At 65.1% G+C, this 18,573-nt stretch carries 15 protein-coding genes; 9 read left to right on the top strand and 6 right to left on the bottom strand.

The window, feature by feature from the left end:
• Positions 1 to 16: 16 nt before the first annotated feature.
• From Q0C42_RS14055 to Q0C42_RS14015, 9 genes are all read left to right on the top strand, one after another.
• Positions 17 to 1,324, top strand: a complete 1,308-nt coding sequence (locus tag Q0C42_RS14055) for a replication-associated recombination protein A (protein ID WP_295077020.1) — start codon at positions 17 to 19, stop codon at positions 1,322 to 1,324.
• A 262-nt stretch (positions 1,325 to 1,586) separates the two neighbouring features.
• Complete coding sequence (crcB, locus tag Q0C42_RS14050; RefSeq protein ID WP_295077018.1) at positions 1,587 to 1,934, top strand: fluoride efflux transporter CrcB; 348 nt, start codon at positions 1,587 to 1,589, stop codon at positions 1,932 to 1,934.
• Positions 1,931 to 2,977, top strand: coding sequence for an RluA family pseudouridine synthase (locus tag Q0C42_RS14045; protein ID WP_295077016.1), 1,047 nt, complete (start codon positions 1,931 to 1,933; stop codon positions 2,975 to 2,977). Before crcB ends, Q0C42_RS14045 begins: the two co-directional genes overlap by 4 nt.
• Complete coding sequence (locus Q0C42_RS14040) at positions 2,974 to 3,681, top strand: ATP12 family chaperone protein (RefSeq protein ID WP_295077013.1); 708 nt, start codon at positions 2,974 to 2,976, stop codon at positions 3,679 to 3,681. Before Q0C42_RS14045 ends, Q0C42_RS14040 begins: the two co-directional genes overlap by 4 nt.
• Positions 3,682 to 3,915: 234 nt before the next feature.
• Positions 3,916 to 4,932 (top strand): amino acid ABC transporter substrate-binding protein, encoded by a 1,017-nt coding sequence (locus tag Q0C42_RS14035; RefSeq protein WP_295077010.1) that lies wholly within the window; start codon positions 3,916 to 3,918, stop codon positions 4,930 to 4,932.
• A gap of 138 nt (positions 4,933 to 5,070) precedes the next feature.
• Entirely contained in the window at positions 5,071 to 6,348 is a 1,278-nt protein-coding gene (locus tag Q0C42_RS14030; protein WP_295077007.1) for an ABC transporter permease subunit, read from the top strand.
• 1 nt (position 6,349) lies between these two features.
• Positions 6,350 to 7,789 carry an amino acid ABC transporter permease gene (locus Q0C42_RS14025; protein ID WP_295077005.1) on the top strand — a complete coding sequence of 480 codons (1,440 nt, stop codon included), beginning with the start codon at positions 6,350 to 6,352 and terminating at the stop codon, positions 7,787 to 7,789.
• 10 nt (positions 7,790 to 7,799) lie between these two features.
• Positions 7,800 to 8,567, top strand: coding sequence for an amino acid ABC transporter ATP-binding protein (locus Q0C42_RS14020; RefSeq protein WP_295077003.1), 768 nt, complete (start codon positions 7,800 to 7,802; stop codon positions 8,565 to 8,567).
• A 350-nt stretch (positions 8,568 to 8,917) separates the two neighbouring features.
• On the top strand, positions 8,918 to 10,195 hold the full coding sequence (locus tag Q0C42_RS14015; protein WP_295077000.1) for a hypothetical protein: 1,278 nt from the start codon (positions 8,918 to 8,920) through the stop codon (positions 10,193 to 10,195).
• 39 nt (positions 10,196 to 10,234) lie between these two features.
• Here Q0C42_RS14015 and atzF read toward each other — a convergent pair whose 3' ends face one another.
• Genes atzF through Q0C42_RS13985 form a run of 6 tightly spaced genes read right to left on the bottom strand, consistent with a single transcriptional unit; the run spans position 10,235 to position 18,570 of the window.
• Complete coding sequence (gene atzF, locus Q0C42_RS14010) at positions 10,235 to 12,022, bottom strand: allophanate hydrolase (RefSeq protein WP_295076998.1); 1,788 nt, start codon at positions 12,020 to 12,022, stop codon at positions 10,235 to 10,237.
• Positions 12,019 to 15,522: a 5-oxoprolinase/urea amidolyase family protein gene (locus tag Q0C42_RS14005; RefSeq protein WP_295076994.1), complete on the bottom strand. Its 3,504-nt coding sequence runs from the start codon at positions 15,520 to 15,522 to the stop codon at positions 12,019 to 12,021. The genes atzF and Q0C42_RS14005 overlap by 4 nt, the downstream gene beginning before the upstream one ends.
• 4 nt (positions 15,523 to 15,526) lie before the next feature.
• The gene (locus tag Q0C42_RS14000) at positions 15,527 to 16,120 is read right to left on the bottom strand and encodes an urea amidolyase associated protein UAAP2 (protein WP_295076991.1); all 594 of its coding nucleotides are present in this window, start codon (positions 16,118 to 16,120) and stop codon (positions 15,527 to 15,529) included.
• A 4-nt stretch (positions 16,121 to 16,124) separates the two neighbouring features.
• Entirely contained in the window at positions 16,125 to 16,919 is a 795-nt protein-coding gene (locus Q0C42_RS13995; protein ID WP_295076988.1) for an urea amidolyase associated protein UAAP1, read from the bottom strand.
• A complete protein-coding gene (locus Q0C42_RS13990; protein WP_295076986.1) occupies positions 16,919 to 17,755 on the bottom strand; it encodes an ABC transporter ATP-binding protein in 837 nt (278 codons plus the stop codon). Before Q0C42_RS13990 ends, Q0C42_RS13995 begins: the two co-directional genes overlap by 1 nt.
• Positions 17,752 to 18,570: an ABC transporter permease gene (locus Q0C42_RS13985; protein WP_295076983.1), complete on the bottom strand. Its 819-nt coding sequence runs from the start codon at positions 18,568 to 18,570 to the stop codon at positions 17,752 to 17,754. Before Q0C42_RS13985 ends, Q0C42_RS13990 begins: the two co-directional genes overlap by 4 nt.
• Positions 18,571 to 18,573: the final 3 nt, after the last annotated feature.

The raw sequence follows: 18,573 nt of genomic DNA, 5'->3' as shown, positions 1-18,573 counted from the left end.
TCGCTAAGGTGGCGCCATGGCCGATCTTTTCGACATGCCCTCACAGCCTGCCAGCGGCCCGCGCCCGTTGGCCGACCGCTTGCGACCGAAGTCCCTGGCCGAGGTGATCGGCCAGGAGAAGGTTCTGTCGCGCGACGGCCCCCTTGGCGCGATGCTGGCGGCGGGGTCCTTGTCCTCGCTTATCCTCTGGGGCCCACCGGGCGTTGGCAAAACGACCATCGCCCGGTTGCTGGCCGATGAGACGGACCTGCATTTCATCCAGATATCTGCAATCTTCACCGGTGTGCCGGACCTGCGAAAAGTGTTCGAAGCGGCAAAGCTGCGGCGGCAGAACGGCAAGGGGACGCTGCTTTTCGTCGACGAGATCCACCGTTTCAACAAGGCGCAGCAGGATGGTTTCCTGCCGCACATGGAAGACGGGACGATCCTTCTTGTCGGGGCGACGACGGAAAATCCATCGTTCGAACTGAACGCGGCGCTGCTGAGCCGAAGCCAAGTCATAGTCCTGGAGAGGCTTTCTCTGACCGACCTGGAACGCTTGGCGCAGCGGGCGGAACAGGACCTGGGCCGGGCACTGCCCCTGAAGGGCGAGGCGCGCGAGGCGATGCTGGAGATGGCGGACGGCGACGGTCGGGCGCTGTTGAACCTGATCGAACAGGTGGCCGCGTGGAAGGTCGATGCGTCCCTGACCCGCGACCAGCTTTCCCAGCGGCTGATGCGGCGCGCGGCGAAGTACGACAAGTCGGGGGAAGAGCATTACAACCTGATCTCCGCCCTGCACAAATCGGTACGCGGAAGCGACCCTGACGCGGCCCTTTACTGGTTCGCCCGGATGCTGGAGGGCGGGGAGGACCCGCGCTTCCTGGCCCGCCGGATCACCCGGATGGCGGTCGAGGACATCGGGCTGGCCGACCCGCAGGCCGAGGCGGTTTGTCTTGACGGATGGCAGACTTACGAGCGACTGGGCTCGCCCGAGGGGGAGTTGGCGTTGGCGCAGGCGGTGGTCTACCTGGCGCTCGCGCCGAAGTCGAACGCGGTCTACACGGCCTACAAGGCGGCCCGTGCGGCGGCGCGGGAGACGGGGAGCCTGATGCCGCCGAAGCATATCCTGAATGCGCCAACCAAGATGATGAAAGATATCGGCTATGGGTCGGGCTATGCCTATGACCATGATGCCGAGGATGGGTTTTCAGGGCAGAACTACTTCCCCGAAGGCATGAAGCGGCCGGTCTGGTATTTGCCGCCCGAACGCGGGTTCGAGCGCGAGTTGAAGAAACGGGTCGAATACTTCGCCAAGCTTCGCGCAAAGCGGCAGGACGGCTGATCTTCGGTTAGCGAGGGTTGCAGGCGTCCGGGAATGCGGCGCGCAACACCCCGTGGCCGGAGCGACCAACCCCCTTGAATCGCTCGATTAACCGGGGGCTTTTCGAACATTTCGACCGTCTACAAGGCGTATGAATCCGGTATGTAGCCCATGCATACGCGCGTATGCCCCGATTGCCGTTAACCACGCCCCACGAATCGTGTGGGGAAAGCGCCGCAGCGGCCGCATTGACAAACCGCCCATCCCGCCGCAAAGGACGGCCATGTCCCTGACCATTCCTCTGATCGCGCTTGGCGGCGCTGCGGGTTCCGTTCTGCGCTATCTGATGGTGTTGGCCATCGGCGCGCCCTTGGGTACGGTTGTGGTCAACGTCGTGGGGTGCTTTGCCATTGGCGTCCTGTTCGTCCTGCTTGCCCGCGAAAGCTGGCAGGTCCTGCTGATGACCGGCCTCCTGGGTGGGTTCACCACCTTTTCGGCCTTCTCGCTGGACACCCTGAAGCTGGTCGAGGCGGGCGAACACCTGCAGGCCGCTGCCTACGTCCTGGGCACTGTCGCCCTGTCCCTGATCGCTGTCGCGCTTGGCGTGGCCATTGCCCGGAGCCTGACATGAGTGTCCAGAACCTGACCGTGACTGAAGATGAGGGCGAACAGCGCCTGGACAAGTGGCTGCGCCGCCGCTTTCCACAACTGAACCAGGTGGCCGTCGAAAAGCTGTGCCGCACCGGCCAGGTTCGGGTCGACAGCGGGCGTGTCAAGGCCTCGGATCACGTGAAGCCGGGGCAGATGGTGCGTGTGCCGCCCTTGCCCGATCAGGTGGCAAGGACCGAAGCGCGCATCGAGGGCGTCTCGGCGGCGGATGCCAAGATGATCCAGGCGGCGGTCCTGTGGAAGGACGAGCATATGATCGTCCTGAACAAGCCGGCCGGCCTGCCCTCGCAGGGCGGGTCGGGGCAGGGGGACCGGCACGTCGACGGTTTGGCCGAGGCGCTGAAGTTCGGCTACAAGGAAAAGCCCAAGCTGGTGCACCGGCTGGACAAGGACACGTCGGGTCTTCTGATGCTGGCGCGCACCGACCGGGTCGCGCGGGCCTTGTCGGAGACGTTGCGCCACCGGGCGGCGCGCAAGATCTACTGGGCCGTCGTGGCAGGCGTGCCGCATCCCCGGCAGGGGTCGATCAAGTTCGCGCTGGAGAAAGCTCCGGGCGGGCGGGGCAGGGGCGGCGACAGCGAGAAGATGCTGTGCGTCCATCCCGCCAAGCTGGCCGACCATCCCGACGCCAAGCGCGCGCAGACCGATTACTTCACGCTGTGGTTCCTGGGCGCGCGCCTGTCGTGGATGGCGCTGGAGCCGGTGACGGGGCGCACCCACCAGCTGCGCGCGCATATGGCCGAGATCGGGCATCCGATTCTGGGCGACGGCAAGTATGGTGGCGGTGAAGCGGACAATCTGGGCGATGGCTGGGGTGCCGGCGCGGGCGGCGATCTGTCACGGAAGCTGCACCTTCATGCGCGCAGCCTGACCATCGAGCACCCGATCACCAAGAAGCAGATCACCTTCACCGCGCCCTTGCCCGAGCATATGGCCCGGACATGGAAGCTTCTGGACTGGAAGGAAGATGACGTTCCGGCGGACCCCTTCGAGGTGATAAGGTGAGCAGCTGGACTGCCCGACGCTTCTGGACCACCGCTTCGGCCGTGCCGGTCGAGGGTGGGTTCACGGTCCACCTTGATGCCCGTCCGGTCCGCACGCCGCTGAAGGCACCGCTGGTCGTCCCGACGCTTGCGCTGGCCGAGGCGGTGGCGGCGGAATGGCAGGCGCAGGAGAAGACCGTCAATCCCGAGACGATGCCGTTCACCCGCACGGCCAACTCGGCCATCGACAAGGTGATGCCGCAGTTCGCCGCCGTGGCGGACATGCTGGCGGAATATGGCGGCAGCGATCTTTTGTGCTACCGGGCCGAGGGGCCTGCCGACCTTGTGGCCCTTCAGGCCCGGCACTGGGACCCGATCCTCGATTGGGCGCGGGCCGAACTGGGGGCCGATCTGACAAGGACGACGGGCGTGATGCATGTCGCCCAACCCGAGACCAGCCTGGAAACGCTGCGGGCCCATGTCCACGCGTTGAGCGCATTCCAGCTTTCGGCTTTCCATGACCTTGTGGCGATCACCGGCTCGCTGGTGCTGGCCCTCGCCGTGGCGCGGGGTCGGCTTACCGCGGAGGCGGCCTGGGCGCTTTCGCGGGTCGACGAGGACTGGCAGATTTCGCTTTGGGGCGAGGATGAAGAGGCTGCGGAAAGTGCAGCATTGAAGCGCGCGGCGCTGCTGCAGGCGGACCGATTCTTCGCATTGTGTGGGTAACACTTCTGCCCGAAAACTGTGCAACCCGGATAGCGAAGGCGGAACGCCTGTCGCAACCGGTAGGAAACAAGCATTTTTCCTGAATCCGACAGTGCCCGCTTGACCTACAAAAGCGCTTTAGTCGAAACTATATGGCAGTGGGGGGCTAGACCCCCTGCAATCGACGACAGCGCGACCCGTTCGCGCATAAAAAGAACTGGCCCTGGAAGGCCACTTACTCAGGAAGAGGTAAGAATGAAAAAATCCGTATTCTTCGGCGCACTCGCGGCCACCACGCTTGTGGCGGGTCTGGCTGGGGCGGCGACCCTCGACGACATCAAGGCGCGGGGCGAGCTGCTGTGTGGGTCGAACACCGGCCTCACCGGCTTTGGAGCCCCGGACGCCAGCGGTAGCTGGGCCGGCTTCGACGTCGACCTGTGCCGTGCCGTGGCTGCGGCCGTTCTGGGCGATCCGAACAAGGTGAAGTTCGTCCCCACGACTGGCGAAACCCGCTTCACCGCGCTGCAGTCGGGCGAAGTCGATCTCCTGGTCCGCAACTCGACCTGGACCTCGTCGCGCGACAGCGAACTGGCGCTGGATTTCGTGGCCGTGAACTACTACGACGGCCAGGGCTTCATGGTGAAGAAAGACCTCGGCGTCTCGTCCGCCAAGGAACTGGACGGCGCGACCGTCTGCATCCAGACCGGCACCACGACCGAGCTGAACCTGGCTGACTTCTTCAAGCAGAACAACATCACCTATCAGCCCGTCACCGTGGCTGATGACTCGGAAGCCCAGCGCCAGTATGTCGCCGGCGCCTGCGACGCCTACACCACCGACGCTTCGGGCCTGGCCGCCAGCCGCGCGACCCTGCCGGACGCTGAAAACCACATCATCCTTCCCGAGATCATCTCGAAGGAGCCTCTCGGCCCGGTCGTGCGTCACGGCGACAGCAACTGGGGCGACGTGGTGCGCTGGACCTACTACGCGCTTCTGATCGCTGAAGAAAAGGGCGTCACCTCGGCGAACGTCGAGGAAGTGCTGGCTTCGACCACCGACGAAGAGGTCAAGCGTCTTCTGGGTGCCTCGGGCGACATGGGCGCCAAGTTCGGGCTCGACAACGACGCCTTCAAGCGCTCGATCGCTGCCGTCGGCAACTACGGCGAGATCTTCTCGCGCAACATCGGCGAAGGCACGACCATCAACCTGGCCCGCGGCCTGAACGCGCTGTGGACCCAGGGCGGCCTGCAGTACGCACCGCCGTTCCGTTGATCTAGGTCACTCCGGGGGCGCCACACGGCGCCCCCGACTTCTTGCTTCAACGACATAGATCCGACAGGCCAGGGGCGCGCTTGATGACCCCGCAGCACCTGGAAAACCAGGGCCGCCGATCGGAAACAGGGGGTAGCCATGACAATGGCAACTGACGCGCCGAAAGATGGCTTTCGGCTCTCGATGCTCGTCTACGACACGCGGTACCGGTCCTACACGATCCAGATCGTGGTTCTGGTGCTTTTCGCGCTGGCCGTTGCCTGGCTGCTGAACAACACCGTGCAGAACCTTGCGGCGCGCGGGAAGGAGTTCAACTTCGGGTTCCTCTGGCAGCGCGCGGGTTATGACATCGGCCAGCAGCTGATCCCCTACAACAACGACGACAACCATTTTCGCGCCCTGCTGATCGGCCTTCTCAACACGCTTGTCGTGGCCGTCCTGGGCTGCATCTTCGCGACCATCCTTGGCGTGCTCATCGGCGTCCTGCGGCTGTCGCGGAACTGGCTGGTGAGCCGGCTGATGACCGTCTACGTCGAGATGTTCCGCAACGTGCCGCTGCTGCTGTGGATCCTCTTGTCCTACGTCATCCTGTCCGAGGTCACACCCCAGCCGCGTGACTTCCGGGTCACGGACGAGATGGTGGCCGCGGGTGAGGAGCCGGCAGCCTCGATGATGTTGTTCGACACGATTGCGGTGACCAACCGTGGGACAAACATCCCCTCTGCGCTGTTCGAACGCGGTCTGGGGACGGTGGACCTTGGGTTCGTGTCGCTGAACCTGGATTTCTGGGTCATCCTGGCGGTCATTGCCGGTTCGATCTTCGTGAACCGGCGTATTGTGCACAGCGCCCGCGCGACCCAGGAGGCCACGGGGGTGCGACCCGTGACCTGGTGGAAGTCGATCCTGATCCTGTTCGCGCCGGTGATCGCCGTGATTGTCGCGATGGGCTTCCATCTGGAAATCCCGTCGTTGAAGGGCTTCAACTTCCAGGGCGGGATTCTGGTGGCGCATAGTTTCACGGCGCTACTGATCGCGCTGACGCTGTATACGGCCGCCTTCATCGCCGAGATCGTCCGCGCCGGGATCCAGGCCATCAGCCGGGGCCAGTCCGAAGCGGCCTTCGCGCTGGGACTGCGTCCGAACCGGACGATGAACCTGATCATCCTGCCGCAGGCGCTGCGGGTCATCATCCCGCCCCTGATCAGCCAGTATCTGAACCTGACCAAGAACACCTCGCTTGGCATCGCGGTCAGCTATCTGGATCTGCGCGGGACACTGGGGGGCATCACGCTGAACCAGACGGGCCGCGAGCTGGAATGCATGCTGCTGATGATGCTCATCTATCTGTCCATCAGTCTGATGATCTCGGCGGTGATGAACATGTACAACAATTCCGTCCAGCTGAAGGCGCGCTGACATGGCCCAAGGCTTCAACCGTACTGAAATGCTTCCTCCGCTGCCGCCTCCGGTGACCGAGCGCGGGGCGATCAAGTGGCTGCGCGAGAACCTGTTCTCGACACCCTTCAACGTCGTGCTGACCCTGTTCGGCGTCGCGGTGATATACCTGCTGTTGCAGTCCGCCTTGCCGTGGTGGCTGAACTCGGTCTGGAACGCGGAAAGCCTGTCGCAGTGCCGCGAGATCGTGGCCGCAACCGCCGGGCCGGATGCAACGGGCGCCTGCTGGGCCATGATCCGCGAGCGCTGGCACCAGTTCCTGTTCGGCTTCTACCCGCCCGCGGAATACTGGCGGCCGATTCTGGCGTTCGGCCTTCTGTTCGCGGCGCTGGCCCCGGTCCTGTATTCCGGCCAGAAGCGGAGCCTGACCATCCTTCTGGGCGGTGTGTTGGCCTTTCTGCTGCTGACGCTTTACCTCTCTGCCGCGCCGTCCAGCGTCTTCGTCGTGGCCGTGCTTCTGGTGCTGGGGATGCTTGCGCTGGTCCAAATGCAGCCGGGCAAGCTTATCTGGTTCACGCTGCTGTATCCGGCGCTGACCTTCTGGCTGCTTTGGGGCGGGTCCGTCTGGTCGCCCATCGTCGCGATGGCCGGGTTTGCGATCCTTTACGGGGTGTTCCGTTTGGCCTCGCCCCTGATCGGGCTGGCACCGGCGGCGGGGGCCGGCGTGGTCGCCGCGGTGCTGTGGTGGCTCTATATCGACGTGCCCACAGTCAACCTGCTGCAGTCGGCGCTGCCGTTCAGCATTCCGGCCATTGCGTCCGACCAGTTTGGCGGCTTCCTTCTGGCCATCGTGATCGGTGTGACCGGCATCAGCTTCTCGCTGCCCATCGGCATCCTCCTGGCGCTGGGGCGACAGTCCGACATGCCGATCGTGAAGTGGCTTTCGGTAGGGTTCATCGAGTTCATCCGCGGCGTGCCGCTGATCACGCTTCTGTTCACCGCCTCGCTGCTTCTGCAGTATTTCCTGCCGCCGGGGACAAACTTCGACATCATCCTGCGCGTCATCATCCTGGTCACCTTCTTCGCCGCCGCCTACCTGGCCGAGGTGATCCGGGGTGGCCTCGCTGCCCTGCCGCGCGGGCAGTACGAAGCCGCCGATGCGCTGGGCCTGGACTACTGGCGGGCGCAGCGGCTGATCATCCTGCCGCAGGCGCTGAAGGTGTCGATCCCCGCGATCGTCTCGACGTTCATCGGGCTGTTCAAGGACACCACGCTGGTTGCGTTCGTGGGTCTGATGGACCCGCTGAAGGGCGTCACCCAGATCGTCCGGGCCGACATCGACTGGAAGGGCATCTACTGGGAGCCCTACATCTTCGTCGGCGCGATCTTCTTCCTCATCTGCTTCGGCATGTCCCGGTACTCGATGTACCTGGAGCGCAAGCTGAAGACCGATCATCGCTAAGGGACATTACATGGCAGAAGCAGCACAGATGCAGATCTCGGACGAAGTGGCGATCCAGATCAGCGGCATGAACAAGTGGTACGGACAGTTCCACGTGCTTCGTGACATCAACATGACCGTGCAGCGCGGCGAGAGGATCGTGATCTGCGGCCCGTCGGGGTCGGGCAAGTCGACGCTGATCCGCTGCATCAACCGGCTGGAGGAACACCAGCAGGGGCAGATCATCGTCGACGGGACAGAGCTGACCAACGACCTGAAGAACATCGACAAGGTGCGGTCGGAAGTCGGGATGGTGTTCCAGCACTTCAATCTTTTCCCGCACCTCACGATCCTGGAGAACCTGACGCTGGCCCCGATCTGGGTCCGCAAGGTGCCGAAGCGCGAGGCCGAGGAAACGGCGATGTACTTCCTTGAGAAGGTCAAGATCCCCGAGCAGGCGAACAAGTACCCTGGTCAGCTGTCCGGCGGCCAGCAGCAGCGCGTCGCCATCGCGCGCAGTCTGTGCATGAAGCCGCGGATCATGCTGTTCGACGAGCCGACATCCGCGCTTGATCCCGAGATGATCAAGGAGGTGCTGGATACCATGATCCAGCTTGCCCAGGAGGGCATGACGATGATCTGCGTCACGCACGAGATGGGCTTCGCCCAGGCCGTGGCGAACCGGGTGATCTTCATGGACCAGGGCCAGATTGTCGAACAGAACGAACCGAAGGAGTTCTTCAACAACCCGAAGAGCGACCGGACCAAGCTGTTCCTGAGCCAGATTCTGGGTCACTGAACCGGCATTGGTCGGCGCAAGACCTCAGGACGCAATGGCCATTGCCCCGGCCGTTGCGGAGGGGGTGGCGATCTTGGTGTATTGCCGATGGTGTCGGGTGTGCGCCAGATTGTGCAATTGCACTGAAAAGGCAGCTGGGCTGCCTGGAAACTAAGCATTTCCTCACGGAAAAGGCCGGTCGCGAGGCCGGATGCTTTCGTGGACGGGTGTAACGGCTAGGCTTCTGGTCAAGCATCGGGGCCGAGATGGATCATTCAACAGCAAATACCGTAAGGGCGGAATGGGCAAAGCTTGTTCCGCAGATGACACAGTTGTTCCGCGACCAATGGGCCTGTCCCGAGCTGCCGGGCATGGAATACCAAAGCGTTGCGAACCTGACCGGCTTTCTGGAGACCCACGGATTCGAGGTCGAAACCGGAGTGGGCGGAGTGCCGACAGCCTTTCTCGCACGCCGGGGGGCCGGGCAGGGCGGCCCGCGCGTCGGCATCCTGGCCGAGTATGATGCGCTACCGGGTCTGGACAACGCCGCCGTGGCCCATCGCAGCGGTACCGGCCGCCGCCCCGGTCATGGCTGCGGGCATAACCACATCGGCCCGGCCAACTGCGGTGCTGCCATCGCGGCGGCGATTGCGGCCGAGGACCTGTCGCTTGCGGGCGAGATTTGCGTCATCGGCTGCCCCGCCGAGGAAATCCTTTGGGGCAAGATCGCCTTGCAGGAGGCTGGCGTCTTCGATGCGTTCGATGCGTTGCTGACCTCGCACGGCGATTACCAGAACGGGTCGTTGTCGCGCCCCTGCCATGCCGTGGTGACGGGCGAATTCGTCTTCCGCGGGGACAGCGCCCACGCCGGCATGGGCGGTGCACGCGATGCACTGAAGACGGCGGAGACGGCGATGGCTGCTTTCATCGCCGAAGCTGACCACTTTCCCGGAATCGTCGAAAAGCACGTGTTCCGATCCGCGGGCATCATGCCGGGGGTGATGCCGGACGAGGTGCGCCTTTGGTGCTCGCTCCGCCACCGCGAGCTTGATCCGGTCATGGCTGCCTATCGGGGAATGGAGGCTGTCTTTCGTGCAGTCGCCGCCAGAACCGGAGTCGAGGTCGAAGAGAAGTTCGTGGCGGCAAGTCGCGGGTATCTGGCCAATGACGTGCTGGCCGATGTCCTGGACGACAGCTTGCGTCTGGTCGGCCCACCGCGCTGGACGGACGCGGACATCGATTTCATGCAGGCCCTGTCCGAGGCCGCATCGCCCGGCAAGCCGTTCGATCTGCACCGCGACATCGACTGTTTCAAGGACGGCATCGACTACTACGGTCAGGACGACGGGGATGCGAGCTGGATCGTGCCCTTGGGTCGGGTGAACTGGGCATATCCTGCGGGTGTGCCGATTCACCACTGGGCCTGGACCGCGCTGTCGGGGCATCCGGCGTCTGACGCGGGGCCATTGATGGCCTCGGAGGCACTGGCGCTTGCGGCAATTGAATTGCTGACCGATCCGGAAAAGATCGTAAGAGCCAAGATGGAACTGACATCCCGGGTCGGGCCGCAGACGATCAAGGTCATCCCGCCGGGGATCACACAGATCATGCGGGACGATCCTTTGGCCTTCTGGGAAGCGCGTTGGTAGGGCTGGAGTTATCGGCCGTCAGGGTAGCGCGCAGCTCAGCTAGGGTTTCGCGGCACGATAGGCCCGCCAGCCGCCGAAGGACGTGATCTCCTCTGCCCCCTGGACGGCGTGCGCTTCGCACAGAAAGCCGCTGACGGCGGTGCCATCGGCAAGGGTCAGCTTTCCGATGCCCAAGGGGGCCGGGATCCGGGCCACGAAAGCCCCAAACGCAGCGGCGGGCAGCGCCCAGACTTCGACGGTGATGCCCGAGCCCTGGAAGGCGGGGTCGTGGATCAATCCGGGTTTTGGCGGAACCGTGCCTGGCAAGGCATAGAGGCGATAGCCGGGGGCGGTCGTCGTTTCAGCCAGCTTGACGCCTCCTGGTCCGGTCAGTTCGTGGTTCAGCGGCATTCCAGTCAGATGCGCGCCGACGACGGCGATGGGGAGCCAACCCTCGGGGAGTTTGGGCAGGGCCGCGGGCGGCACCTCGGCCGCGCGGTCCTTGCCCATCCCGCACGCCGCTGCGGCATGCATCCCCCCGGCAAAGGGAGCCAGCGCATCGTCACTGAACCCCGGTCCGATCAGCGTTACTCCCGCAGGCAGGCCCGAGGGGCCGAAGCCGCCTGGCACGGCAATGGCCGCCAGACCCATCAGGTTGACGAAATTGGTATAGCGCCCGAACTGGCTGTTCCGCACAATTGGGTCGGCCAGCATGTCGGCGACGGTGCAGGTCGTGGGAGACGTCGGCAACATCAGCAGATCAAACGTGTTCCAGACCGGGGCCACCTGTTGCTTGATCGCGTTGAGACGGTAGAGGCCGTTGAACGCCTCGACCGCAGTGCGGCCTTGCGCCCCTGCGATGATCTTGCGGACCGTCGGGTCGAAATCTGCGGCGTTCGATGCGTAGAAGGCTTCCACCGCTGCCAGCCGCTCGGCCACCCAAGGACCGTCATAAAGCAGCGCCGCCGCCTCGCGGAAGGGGGCATAGTCGAAGGGAACAACGGTCGCCCCCAGCGAGAGAGCGCGTTCGATGGCCGCGTCGTACAGCGCCTCGACCTCGGCATTGCCGAAAAACTCGCGCTCGGCGCCCGCAAGGACCCCGATGCGCAGGCGTGATGGCAAGGCGGCGGGGGTTGCCTGGCGCGAGAAGGGGTCGGCTGCGTCATACCCCTCCATCACCCGGCGCACAGCCACGCCCTCGGCCACCGATCCGGCAAAGACGGTCACCACATCGACCGACCGGCAGGCCGGGACAACGCCGGTGTTGGGCACAAGGCCGGGCGTGGGCTTGATGCCGACGAGGTTGTTGAACATTGCAGGCACGCGGCCGGAACCCGCGGTATCGGTGCCAAGGGCAAAGCTGCATAGCCCGCTGGCCACGGCGACGGCCGACCCCGAGGATGACCCGCCCGAGACGTAATCGGCGTTGAACACGGACCGCGGCGCACCGTGGGGGCTGCGGGTACCGTTCAGCCCGGTGGCGAACTGGTCGAGGTTGGTCTTGCCGATCACGATGGCCCCTGCCGCGAGCAGCCGCGCAATCAACGTGGCGTTGGCTGCGGGGTCATAGGCGAAGGCTGGGCAGGCCGCCGTGGTGGGCAGGCCCTTGACGTCTATGTTGTCCTTGACGGCAAAGGGAATGCCCCAGAGCGGCAGATCGGGTGGGCCCGCCATCACCGCCCTGGCTGCTGCGCGAAGTTTTTCGGCGGGTGTTTCGGTAATGAACACCGCCCGGTCGACGAGGGCGTCACGACGACGGATCACCTCTTCAACCACATCCAGAGGGGTCAGACCGGCCCCATAGGCCGCGCGCAGGGCGGCGATCGTCAGCATCGGGGGCAGCATCATGTCGTCTCCATCACGGCAAGGATTTCGCCCGCGCGGACGGTCCGCCCCGGGCTTGTGTTCACCGACCGCAGGCGACCCGAGATCGGAGCCATCACGGCAATCTCCATCTTCATGGATTCGATGATCGCCACGGTATCACCCGCGGTGATGCGGGACCCGGGTTCGACCAGGAATTTCCACAAGGAGCCGGGCACCGGGCTTTCTATCCCCGTGCAACCCTGCGGAAGTGCGGTCTGTTCGGCGCCGGGCTGTTCCAAGGGGGTGAAGCTGTCGAGGCCCGCGTCCTTCCATCGCTGGCGTTCCGCCTCGAAAGCCGCTTGTTGGCGGGCCTTGGCCGCAGCGATGTCGGCGCCATCGCGCGCCTGTTGGGCAAGTTCTGCCGACCAGTCCAGAACCGTCTCCTCGATCCGGACGGGATAGCCGCCATGCGGGAAGGCCAGCCGCGCTTCGGCCAGTTCGTCGGGTGTCACCAGATCAAACCGGATCTGATCGAAGAAATCCAGAAGCCAGGGGCGGTCCTTGAAAGCCGGAGTGCGCGCCCAGGTGTTCCAGACCTGTATGGTGCGGCCGAAAAGCTGATAGCCGCCCGGTCCTTCCATTCCGTAGATGCACATGTAGGCCCCGCCGATGCCGACGGCATTCTCGGGCGTCCAGGTCCGGGCAGGGTTGTATTTGGTGGTCACGAGTCGGTGGCGCGGATCGACGGGCGTGGCAACCGGCGCGCCAAGGTAGACGTCGCCCAGGCCCAGCACCAGGTAACGGGCATCAAGGATCGTACGTTGGACCGCAGCCTCATCCGCAAGGCCGTTGATGCGCCGGATGAACTCGATGTTCGAGGGGCACCAGGGGGCATCGGGGCGCACTAGGTCCTGATACTTGCGCATCGCAAGCTCTGCCTGCGGGTCGTTCCAGGACAGGGGCAGATGCACGACGCGGCTGGGAACCTTGACCGAGCCTGCGGGCGGCAGACTGGCTTCGATGCGCTGCAACTTGGCAATCAGGTCGTGACGCGACAACCGGGCTGGATCGTAGTGGATCTGCAGTGACCTTATCCCGGGGGTAAGGTCGATGACCGGCAGGCCCGATGCGGCGACGGCCTGCATCAGGAGATGCACCCTTAGGCGAAGGACCACGTCCAGCATCATCGGTCCGTATTCGACCAGCAGGTTCGCGTCGCCCTGCCGTCGGTAGGCCACGCTGACCCCGTCTCCGCCCTGCCACAGGATGGGCGAGCCGGAACGGCCATAGGCGGGTCCCGCAATCGGGTCGGCGGGCCGCTCGGCGGGCGAAAAGCGCAAGGTGTCGCCGGGACGGAGCTGTCCGAGTTTCCAGAGGTCTTCATCTGCAACCACCGCGGGGCAGACGAAACCGCCAAGGCTTGGGCCGTCAGGGCCGAGCAGGATCGGCATGTCTCCGGTAAAGTCGATCGCCCCCACGGCATAGGCGTTGTCATGCAGGTTCGAAGGGTGCAGGCCGGCTTCGCCCCCGTCAGCACGCGCCCATGTTGGCGCTGGGCCGATGAGCCGGACCCCGGTCCGGTCCGAATTGTAGTGGACCTCGTAAGTGGTGGAGAACAGCGTCTCGATGTCTTCGGGAGCAAAGAAGTCGGGCGCGCCGTGGGGGCCGTAGACAACCTTCAGCGTCCAGGCATTGGTCAAGGCGGCCTCTTCGGGTGCCGAGGGCGCACCGACCGGCGCATCGGCCAAAGGTAGCAGATCGCCCGTGCGCAAGACGCCTGTGGCGTGGCCGCCAAATCCGCCCAAGCCAAAGGTCGCGCGGGATCCGAGAATTTCAGGCAGGTCAAAGCCCCCGGCCACAGCCAGATAGGCGCGCATGCCCGGCCCTTGGATGGCTCCGACTGTCAGCACGCCGCCCGCAGGAACCTCGAACACCGGGTCTGTCACGGGCGCACCGTCGAGGACCATCTGCATTCGGGCGCCCGCAAGTGCGACGCGGGCCCGAGACAGGAACCGCAAGGTCGGCCCCGTCATCGTCATTTCTAGCGCGGAGGTGTCAGGCGGGTTGCCGACCATCCGGTTTGCATTGCGATGACTGCGGGCGTCCATCGGGCCGGAGGGCGGCACGCCGACGTGCCAAAGGCCAAGCCGCCCGGGCAGTTCCTGCAAGCTGGACTGCGCGCCGGGCGACAGCACCTCGATCCCCTTTGGCGCAAAGGCGAAGGTGTTCAGGGCTGCGGTTGTCACATCCCCTGCGGCGAACATCGGCGATCCGGCGATGGCGGCCAGATAGTCCAGATTGGTCGCAATCCCGGCCACGCGCGACGATGACAGCGCATCTTGCAGCGCGGCGATTGCGCTGGGGCGGTCGGCCGCATGCACAATGATCTTGGCCAGCATCGGGTCGTAGTGGGGTTCGACGACCGTGCCCGTCGCGATCCAGCCATCCACCCTGACGTTTTCCGGGAAGGCGACGTCCGTCAGCCGCCCGGCCGAGGGGCGAAAGCCGGCATGCGGTGCTTCGGCATAAAGCCGGGCTTCGATGGCATGTCCTTGCGGCGCAGGGAGGGTTTCGGGGATCGGATCTTTGCCCGCCGCCAGCCGGACCATCCATTCGACCAGATCGATGCCGAGCACCGCTTCGGTAACCGGATGTTCGACCTGCAACCGGGTGTTCACCTCGAGAAAGGCGATGTCCTGCCGGTCGGGGTCATAGATGAATTCCACCGTCCCGGCCGAGGCATAGCCGACGCTGGCACACAGCGACTCGGCGGCGCGGAAGAGGCGCTGGCGCACGGCTTCGGGAAGGTTGGGCGCGGGTGTTTCCTCGATGACTTTCTGGTTGCGACGTTGCAGCGAGCAGTCGCGTTCACCCAAGGCCACGGCCCGACCGCGACCGTTGCCGAAAACCTGCACCTCGACATGGCGGGCGCGGGCGACGAACCGTTCGAGGTAGACCCGTGCATCGCCGAAGCTGGCCTTTGCCGTGCGCTCCACCCCGGCAAAAGCGGCGAGCAGTGCTGCTTCGTCATCACAGCGGCTCATCCCGATGCCGCCACCGCCGGCCGTGGATTTCAGCATCACCGGATAACCCAGCGCCGATGCGGCTGTGGCTGCCGCCTTCGGATCGGCCAAAAGTCCGGTGCCGGGCAAGAGGGGAACGCCAGCCGCCTGGGCCAATTCGCGGGCGGTATGCTTCAGCCCGAAGGCGCGCAGATGGGCAGGTTCCGGCCCGATGAAGGCGATGCCTTCTGCGGCCAAAGCCTCGGCAAAAGCGGCATTCTCCGACAGGAAGCCATAGCCCGGATGCACTGCCTCGGCCCCGGTGGCGCGGGCTGCGGCGATGACGGCGGCCACGTTCAGATAGCTTTCGGCCGCAGGTGCCGGTCCCAGACGGACGGCCTGATCTGCCAGCCGGACGTGGGGGGCGAAGCGGTCGGCGTCGGAATAGACGGCGACGGGGGATATTCCCATCGCACGCAGGGTTCGGATGATGCGCACCGCGATCTCACCCCGGTTCGCCACGAGCACGGTCTTGAACATGGCGCTAGTCCCGGATCTCGACGCGGATCGGCGTCGGATCGAACCCGTTGCAGGGGTTGTTGATTTGCGGGCAGTTCGAGATCACGCAAAGCACATCCATTTCCGCCACCAGTTCCACATGGTCGCCGGGCGCCGAAATGCCGTCGTCGATGGTCATGGCCCCGTTCGGGCTGATCGGCACGTTCATGAAGAAGTTGATGTTCGGCACGATGTCGCGCTTGGTCATGCCGTGGCGCGAAAGTTCCAGGATGAAGTTCTCGCGGCAGGCATGCAGATGCCGGGTGCCTTCGCCAAAGCGGACGGTGTTGCTTTCGCAGGAACAGCAACCCGCGCAGGTGTCGTGCCGACCCGAGGTGTCTGCGGTCACCGTCAGCATCGGGCGGCCCTCGTTCGACATGACCCGGGTGCCGGTGGTGACGTAGGCTGCCCCCTGTTCGCGCATCGTGTCCTGCGCCGAATAGCGTTCGCCGAAATCACCGGCGTTGTAGAAGATCGTGTCGATGGCCTGCTGGCCATAGGCATCGATGATGCGGATGGTCTGGCCCTTGCGGACAATGCCGGACCAGGGCTTTTCGGCGGGAATCTCGTGGATCTGCATTGCCTTAACCCCTTGCATTGTTGACAAAACCGCGCGTCGCCTCGGCGGTGGCCGTGCGGCACAGATCATCGTCCGGCACCGGTCGGGCGGCCTGCAGCGTGGCGGTCACGCCGGGCACTTCGGACCCGGTCGGGTCCATCGGGTGCCGGGTGTTGGACAGGGCCAGCATCAGCGGCATCTCGGCCCGCAGCTCGACCCAGTCGCTTCCGGACAACAGCGTGGCGTTCCAGAAGAACCGCCCTTCGGCATCCACCCGGACCGGGGCGAAGAAGGTCATCAGCATCGGCAGGTCGCGCCGGTTCAGCCCGAGCTTGGCGGCGGCAAGGATCATGTTGTCCCGGGTATTGCGCATGGTCGGGGTGCCCGCGCCGGTGCTGCCCGATCCACCGGTCAGCACGTCATGCGCACCCGAGCTGTCTTCGGTGATCGACAGCATCACCCGGCCCATGTCGGAAAACAGGACACGTCCCTTTCGCAGATCGGTCGTCCACTGGACCTTGATAGTGTCGGGCAGGTTCAGGCGCTCGGAGGTATCTCCCGCCGCCCATGCCGCCAACGAAACGGAACCGCCAAGACCGCCCGCCTGCAGCCGCAGGATCTGGCCTTGGGCCAGCGTGAACGTCGCATACCATCCCCCCGGAATGACCTGTTCGCGCACCACACCAAAGGGTGGCGGCGCGGGCAGCGAACTGGGGACCGGAGGGGCCTTGGGGGCAAAGGTCAGCCCCTTTCGCTGGTGGTCTTCGTATCTTGCGCGGTCGGCGGCGATGGCCTCGGGCGGCCTGGGGGTATGGGGCATCAGCGAAGGGCTCCTTGATCGGGCCGGGGCGGACCAGGTTGGATGGCAAAACGGCTGAGGTCTTCGTCGCCGGCGGGAATGTCGGCGTCATAGATCGTCTGTCGGCCCGCCACGCGCGGGGGCCACAGGGCGATATCGTTGGTGATGGTGGCCCCATACCGCTCGCGCTCTTCGGGGCGTTGGCGCGGGCGGTCGAAGGCGATGACCCGTGTGGCCAGAGCAAAGGCCTCGCGCATGTCATGGGTCACCATGACCACCGTCATGGGATGTTCATGCCAGAGCCGACGCATCAGGGCGTGGATCTCGGCCCTTATCCCGGGGTCTAGCGCGCCGAAGGGTTCGTCCAGAAGCAGCAGTTTCGGTCGCATCATCAGGGTCTGGGCCAGGGCCAGCCGCTGCTGCATGCCCCCCGACAGCTGGGCGGGGAACTTGTCCTCGGCACCTGCCAGACCGACCTCGTGCAACAAGGTGGCGGCGTCGTCTGCCAGCCCCTTTCGCGCCTTGCCCCAGAGCCGGCCTGCCAGTCGTGCCGCGCGCATTTCCGGACCGATCATGACGTTCTGCAGAGCCGTCAGGTGGGGAAAGACCGAATAGCGCTGATAGACCACGCCGCGATCGGGTCCCGGCTCGCGGGGGAGGGGTGCGCCGTCCATCACGATCGTCCCGCGTGTCGGTTGTTCCTGTCCCAGGAGCATCCGCAGGAAGGTCGTCTTCCCGCAGCCGGACGGACCGACCAGAGCCACAAAGGCGCGTGGCGCAATGGTCAGGCTGACGCTTTCCAGGACGACCTGCGGACCATACTCTTTCCAGAGGTTCTGGATGGTGAGAGCGGTCATGCCCGACCCTCCGGCTCGGCCCAGGGGTATAGGCGGCGGCGCAAGAGGCGCAGGGCGAGGTCCATTGCCACGGCGAGGACCGTGATCCAGACGACATAGGGGAAGATGATGTCCATCGAGAGATAGCGGCGGACAAGGAAGATGCGGTAGCCAAGGCCGCCTTCGGCCGAGATCGCCTCGGCGGCGATCAGAAACAGGAAGGCGGGGCCAAGCTGCAGACGCAGACTGTCGATCAGCCGCGGCATGACCTGTGGCAGCACCACGCGCCATGCGATCAGCCAGCTGGAGGCGGACAGGGTTTCGGCTTTCACGATCTGCTCGCGGGGCAGTGCAGCGGCCGTCAGCGCAAGATCACGCGTCAGGATCGGGGCCACTCCGATCACGATCAGGGCAATCTTCGACACTTCGCCGAGGCCCAGCACGATGAACAGCACCGGGAGAAGGGCCAGCGGAGGGACCATCGACAGGAAGGCCACGAAAGGTGCCAGCAAGGCCCGCATCACGGGCAGCACGCCGTTCAGCAGGCCGATGACCAGCGCGATGACCGTGGCAATTGCCAAGCCCGACCACAGGCGGAAGAGGCTGGCCGCCGTGTCGGTCCACAAAAGGTAGGCCCCCGTGCGCTTGTCGGGGGTAAAGGCCATCACCTCGATCATCCGCCCCATCGCCCCGAGCGACGGCAACAGCTTGTCGCCGGGGTTGTCGGCCAGCCGCAGGGCCGAGCCGACCAGATAGGCCAGCGCCAGCACCACGAACGGCAGAGCGCCCAGCAAAAGACGCCCTCCCTTGCCGGGCGTGAGGTTGATCAGGCGCATCCG

The sequence above is a fragment of the Tabrizicola sp. genome (genome assembly GCF_022842145.1).
Lineage (GTDB): Bacteria > Pseudomonadota > Alphaproteobacteria > Rhodobacterales > Rhodobacteraceae > Tabrizicola.
Note: the sequence above shows the minus strand (reverse complement) of the source record. Positions and strands in the feature narration are given on the sequence as shown.

Bases quoted from the DNA above. Each gene is read 5' to 3' on its own strand.
- Q0C42_RS14055 (WP_295077020.1), top strand. From the start codon at position 17: ATGGCCGATCTTTTCGACATGCCCTCACAGCCTGCCAGCGGCCCGCGC.
- crcB (WP_295077018.1), top strand. From the start codon at position 1,587: ATGTCCCTGACCATTCCTCTGATCGCGCTTGGCGGCGCTGCGGGTTCC.
- Q0C42_RS14045 (WP_295077016.1), top strand. From the start codon at position 1,931: ATGAGTGTCCAGAACCTGACCGTGACTGAAGATGAGGGCGAACAGCGC.
- Q0C42_RS14035 (WP_295077010.1), top strand. From the start codon at position 3,916: ATGAAAAAATCCGTATTCTTCGGCGCACTCGCGGCCACCACGCTTGTG.
- Q0C42_RS14030 (WP_295077007.1), top strand. From the start codon at position 5,071: ATGACAATGGCAACTGACGCGCCGAAAGATGGCTTTCGGCTCTCGATG.
- Q0C42_RS14025 (WP_295077005.1), top strand. From the start codon at position 6,350: ATGGCCCAAGGCTTCAACCGTACTGAAATGCTTCCTCCGCTGCCGCCT.
- Q0C42_RS14020 (WP_295077003.1), top strand. From the start codon at position 7,800: ATGGCAGAAGCAGCACAGATGCAGATCTCGGACGAAGTGGCGATCCAG.
- Q0C42_RS14015 (WP_295077000.1), top strand. From the start codon at position 8,918: ATGGAATACCAAAGCGTTGCGAACCTGACCGGCTTTCTGGAGACCCAC.
- atzF (WP_295076998.1), bottom strand. From the start codon at position 12,022: ATGATGCTGCCCCCGATGCTGACGATCGCCGCCCTGCGCGCGGCCTAT.
- Q0C42_RS14005 (WP_295076994.1), bottom strand. From the start codon at position 15,522: ATGTTCAAGACCGTGCTCGTGGCGAACCGGGGTGAGATCGCGGTGCGC.
- Q0C42_RS14000 (WP_295076991.1), bottom strand. From the start codon at position 16,120: ATGCAGATCCACGAGATTCCCGCCGAAAAGCCCTGGTCCGGCATTGTC.
- Q0C42_RS13995 (WP_295076988.1), bottom strand. From the start codon at position 16,919: ATGCCCCATACCCCCAGGCCGCCCGAGGCCATCGCCGCCGACCGCGCA.
- Q0C42_RS13990 (WP_295076986.1), bottom strand. From the start codon at position 17,755: ATGACCGCTCTCACCATCCAGAACCTCTGGAAAGAGTATGGTCCGCAG.
- Q0C42_RS13985 (WP_295076983.1), bottom strand. From the start codon at position 18,570: ATGCGCCTGATCAACCTCACGCCCGGCAAGGGAGGGCGTCTTTTGCTG.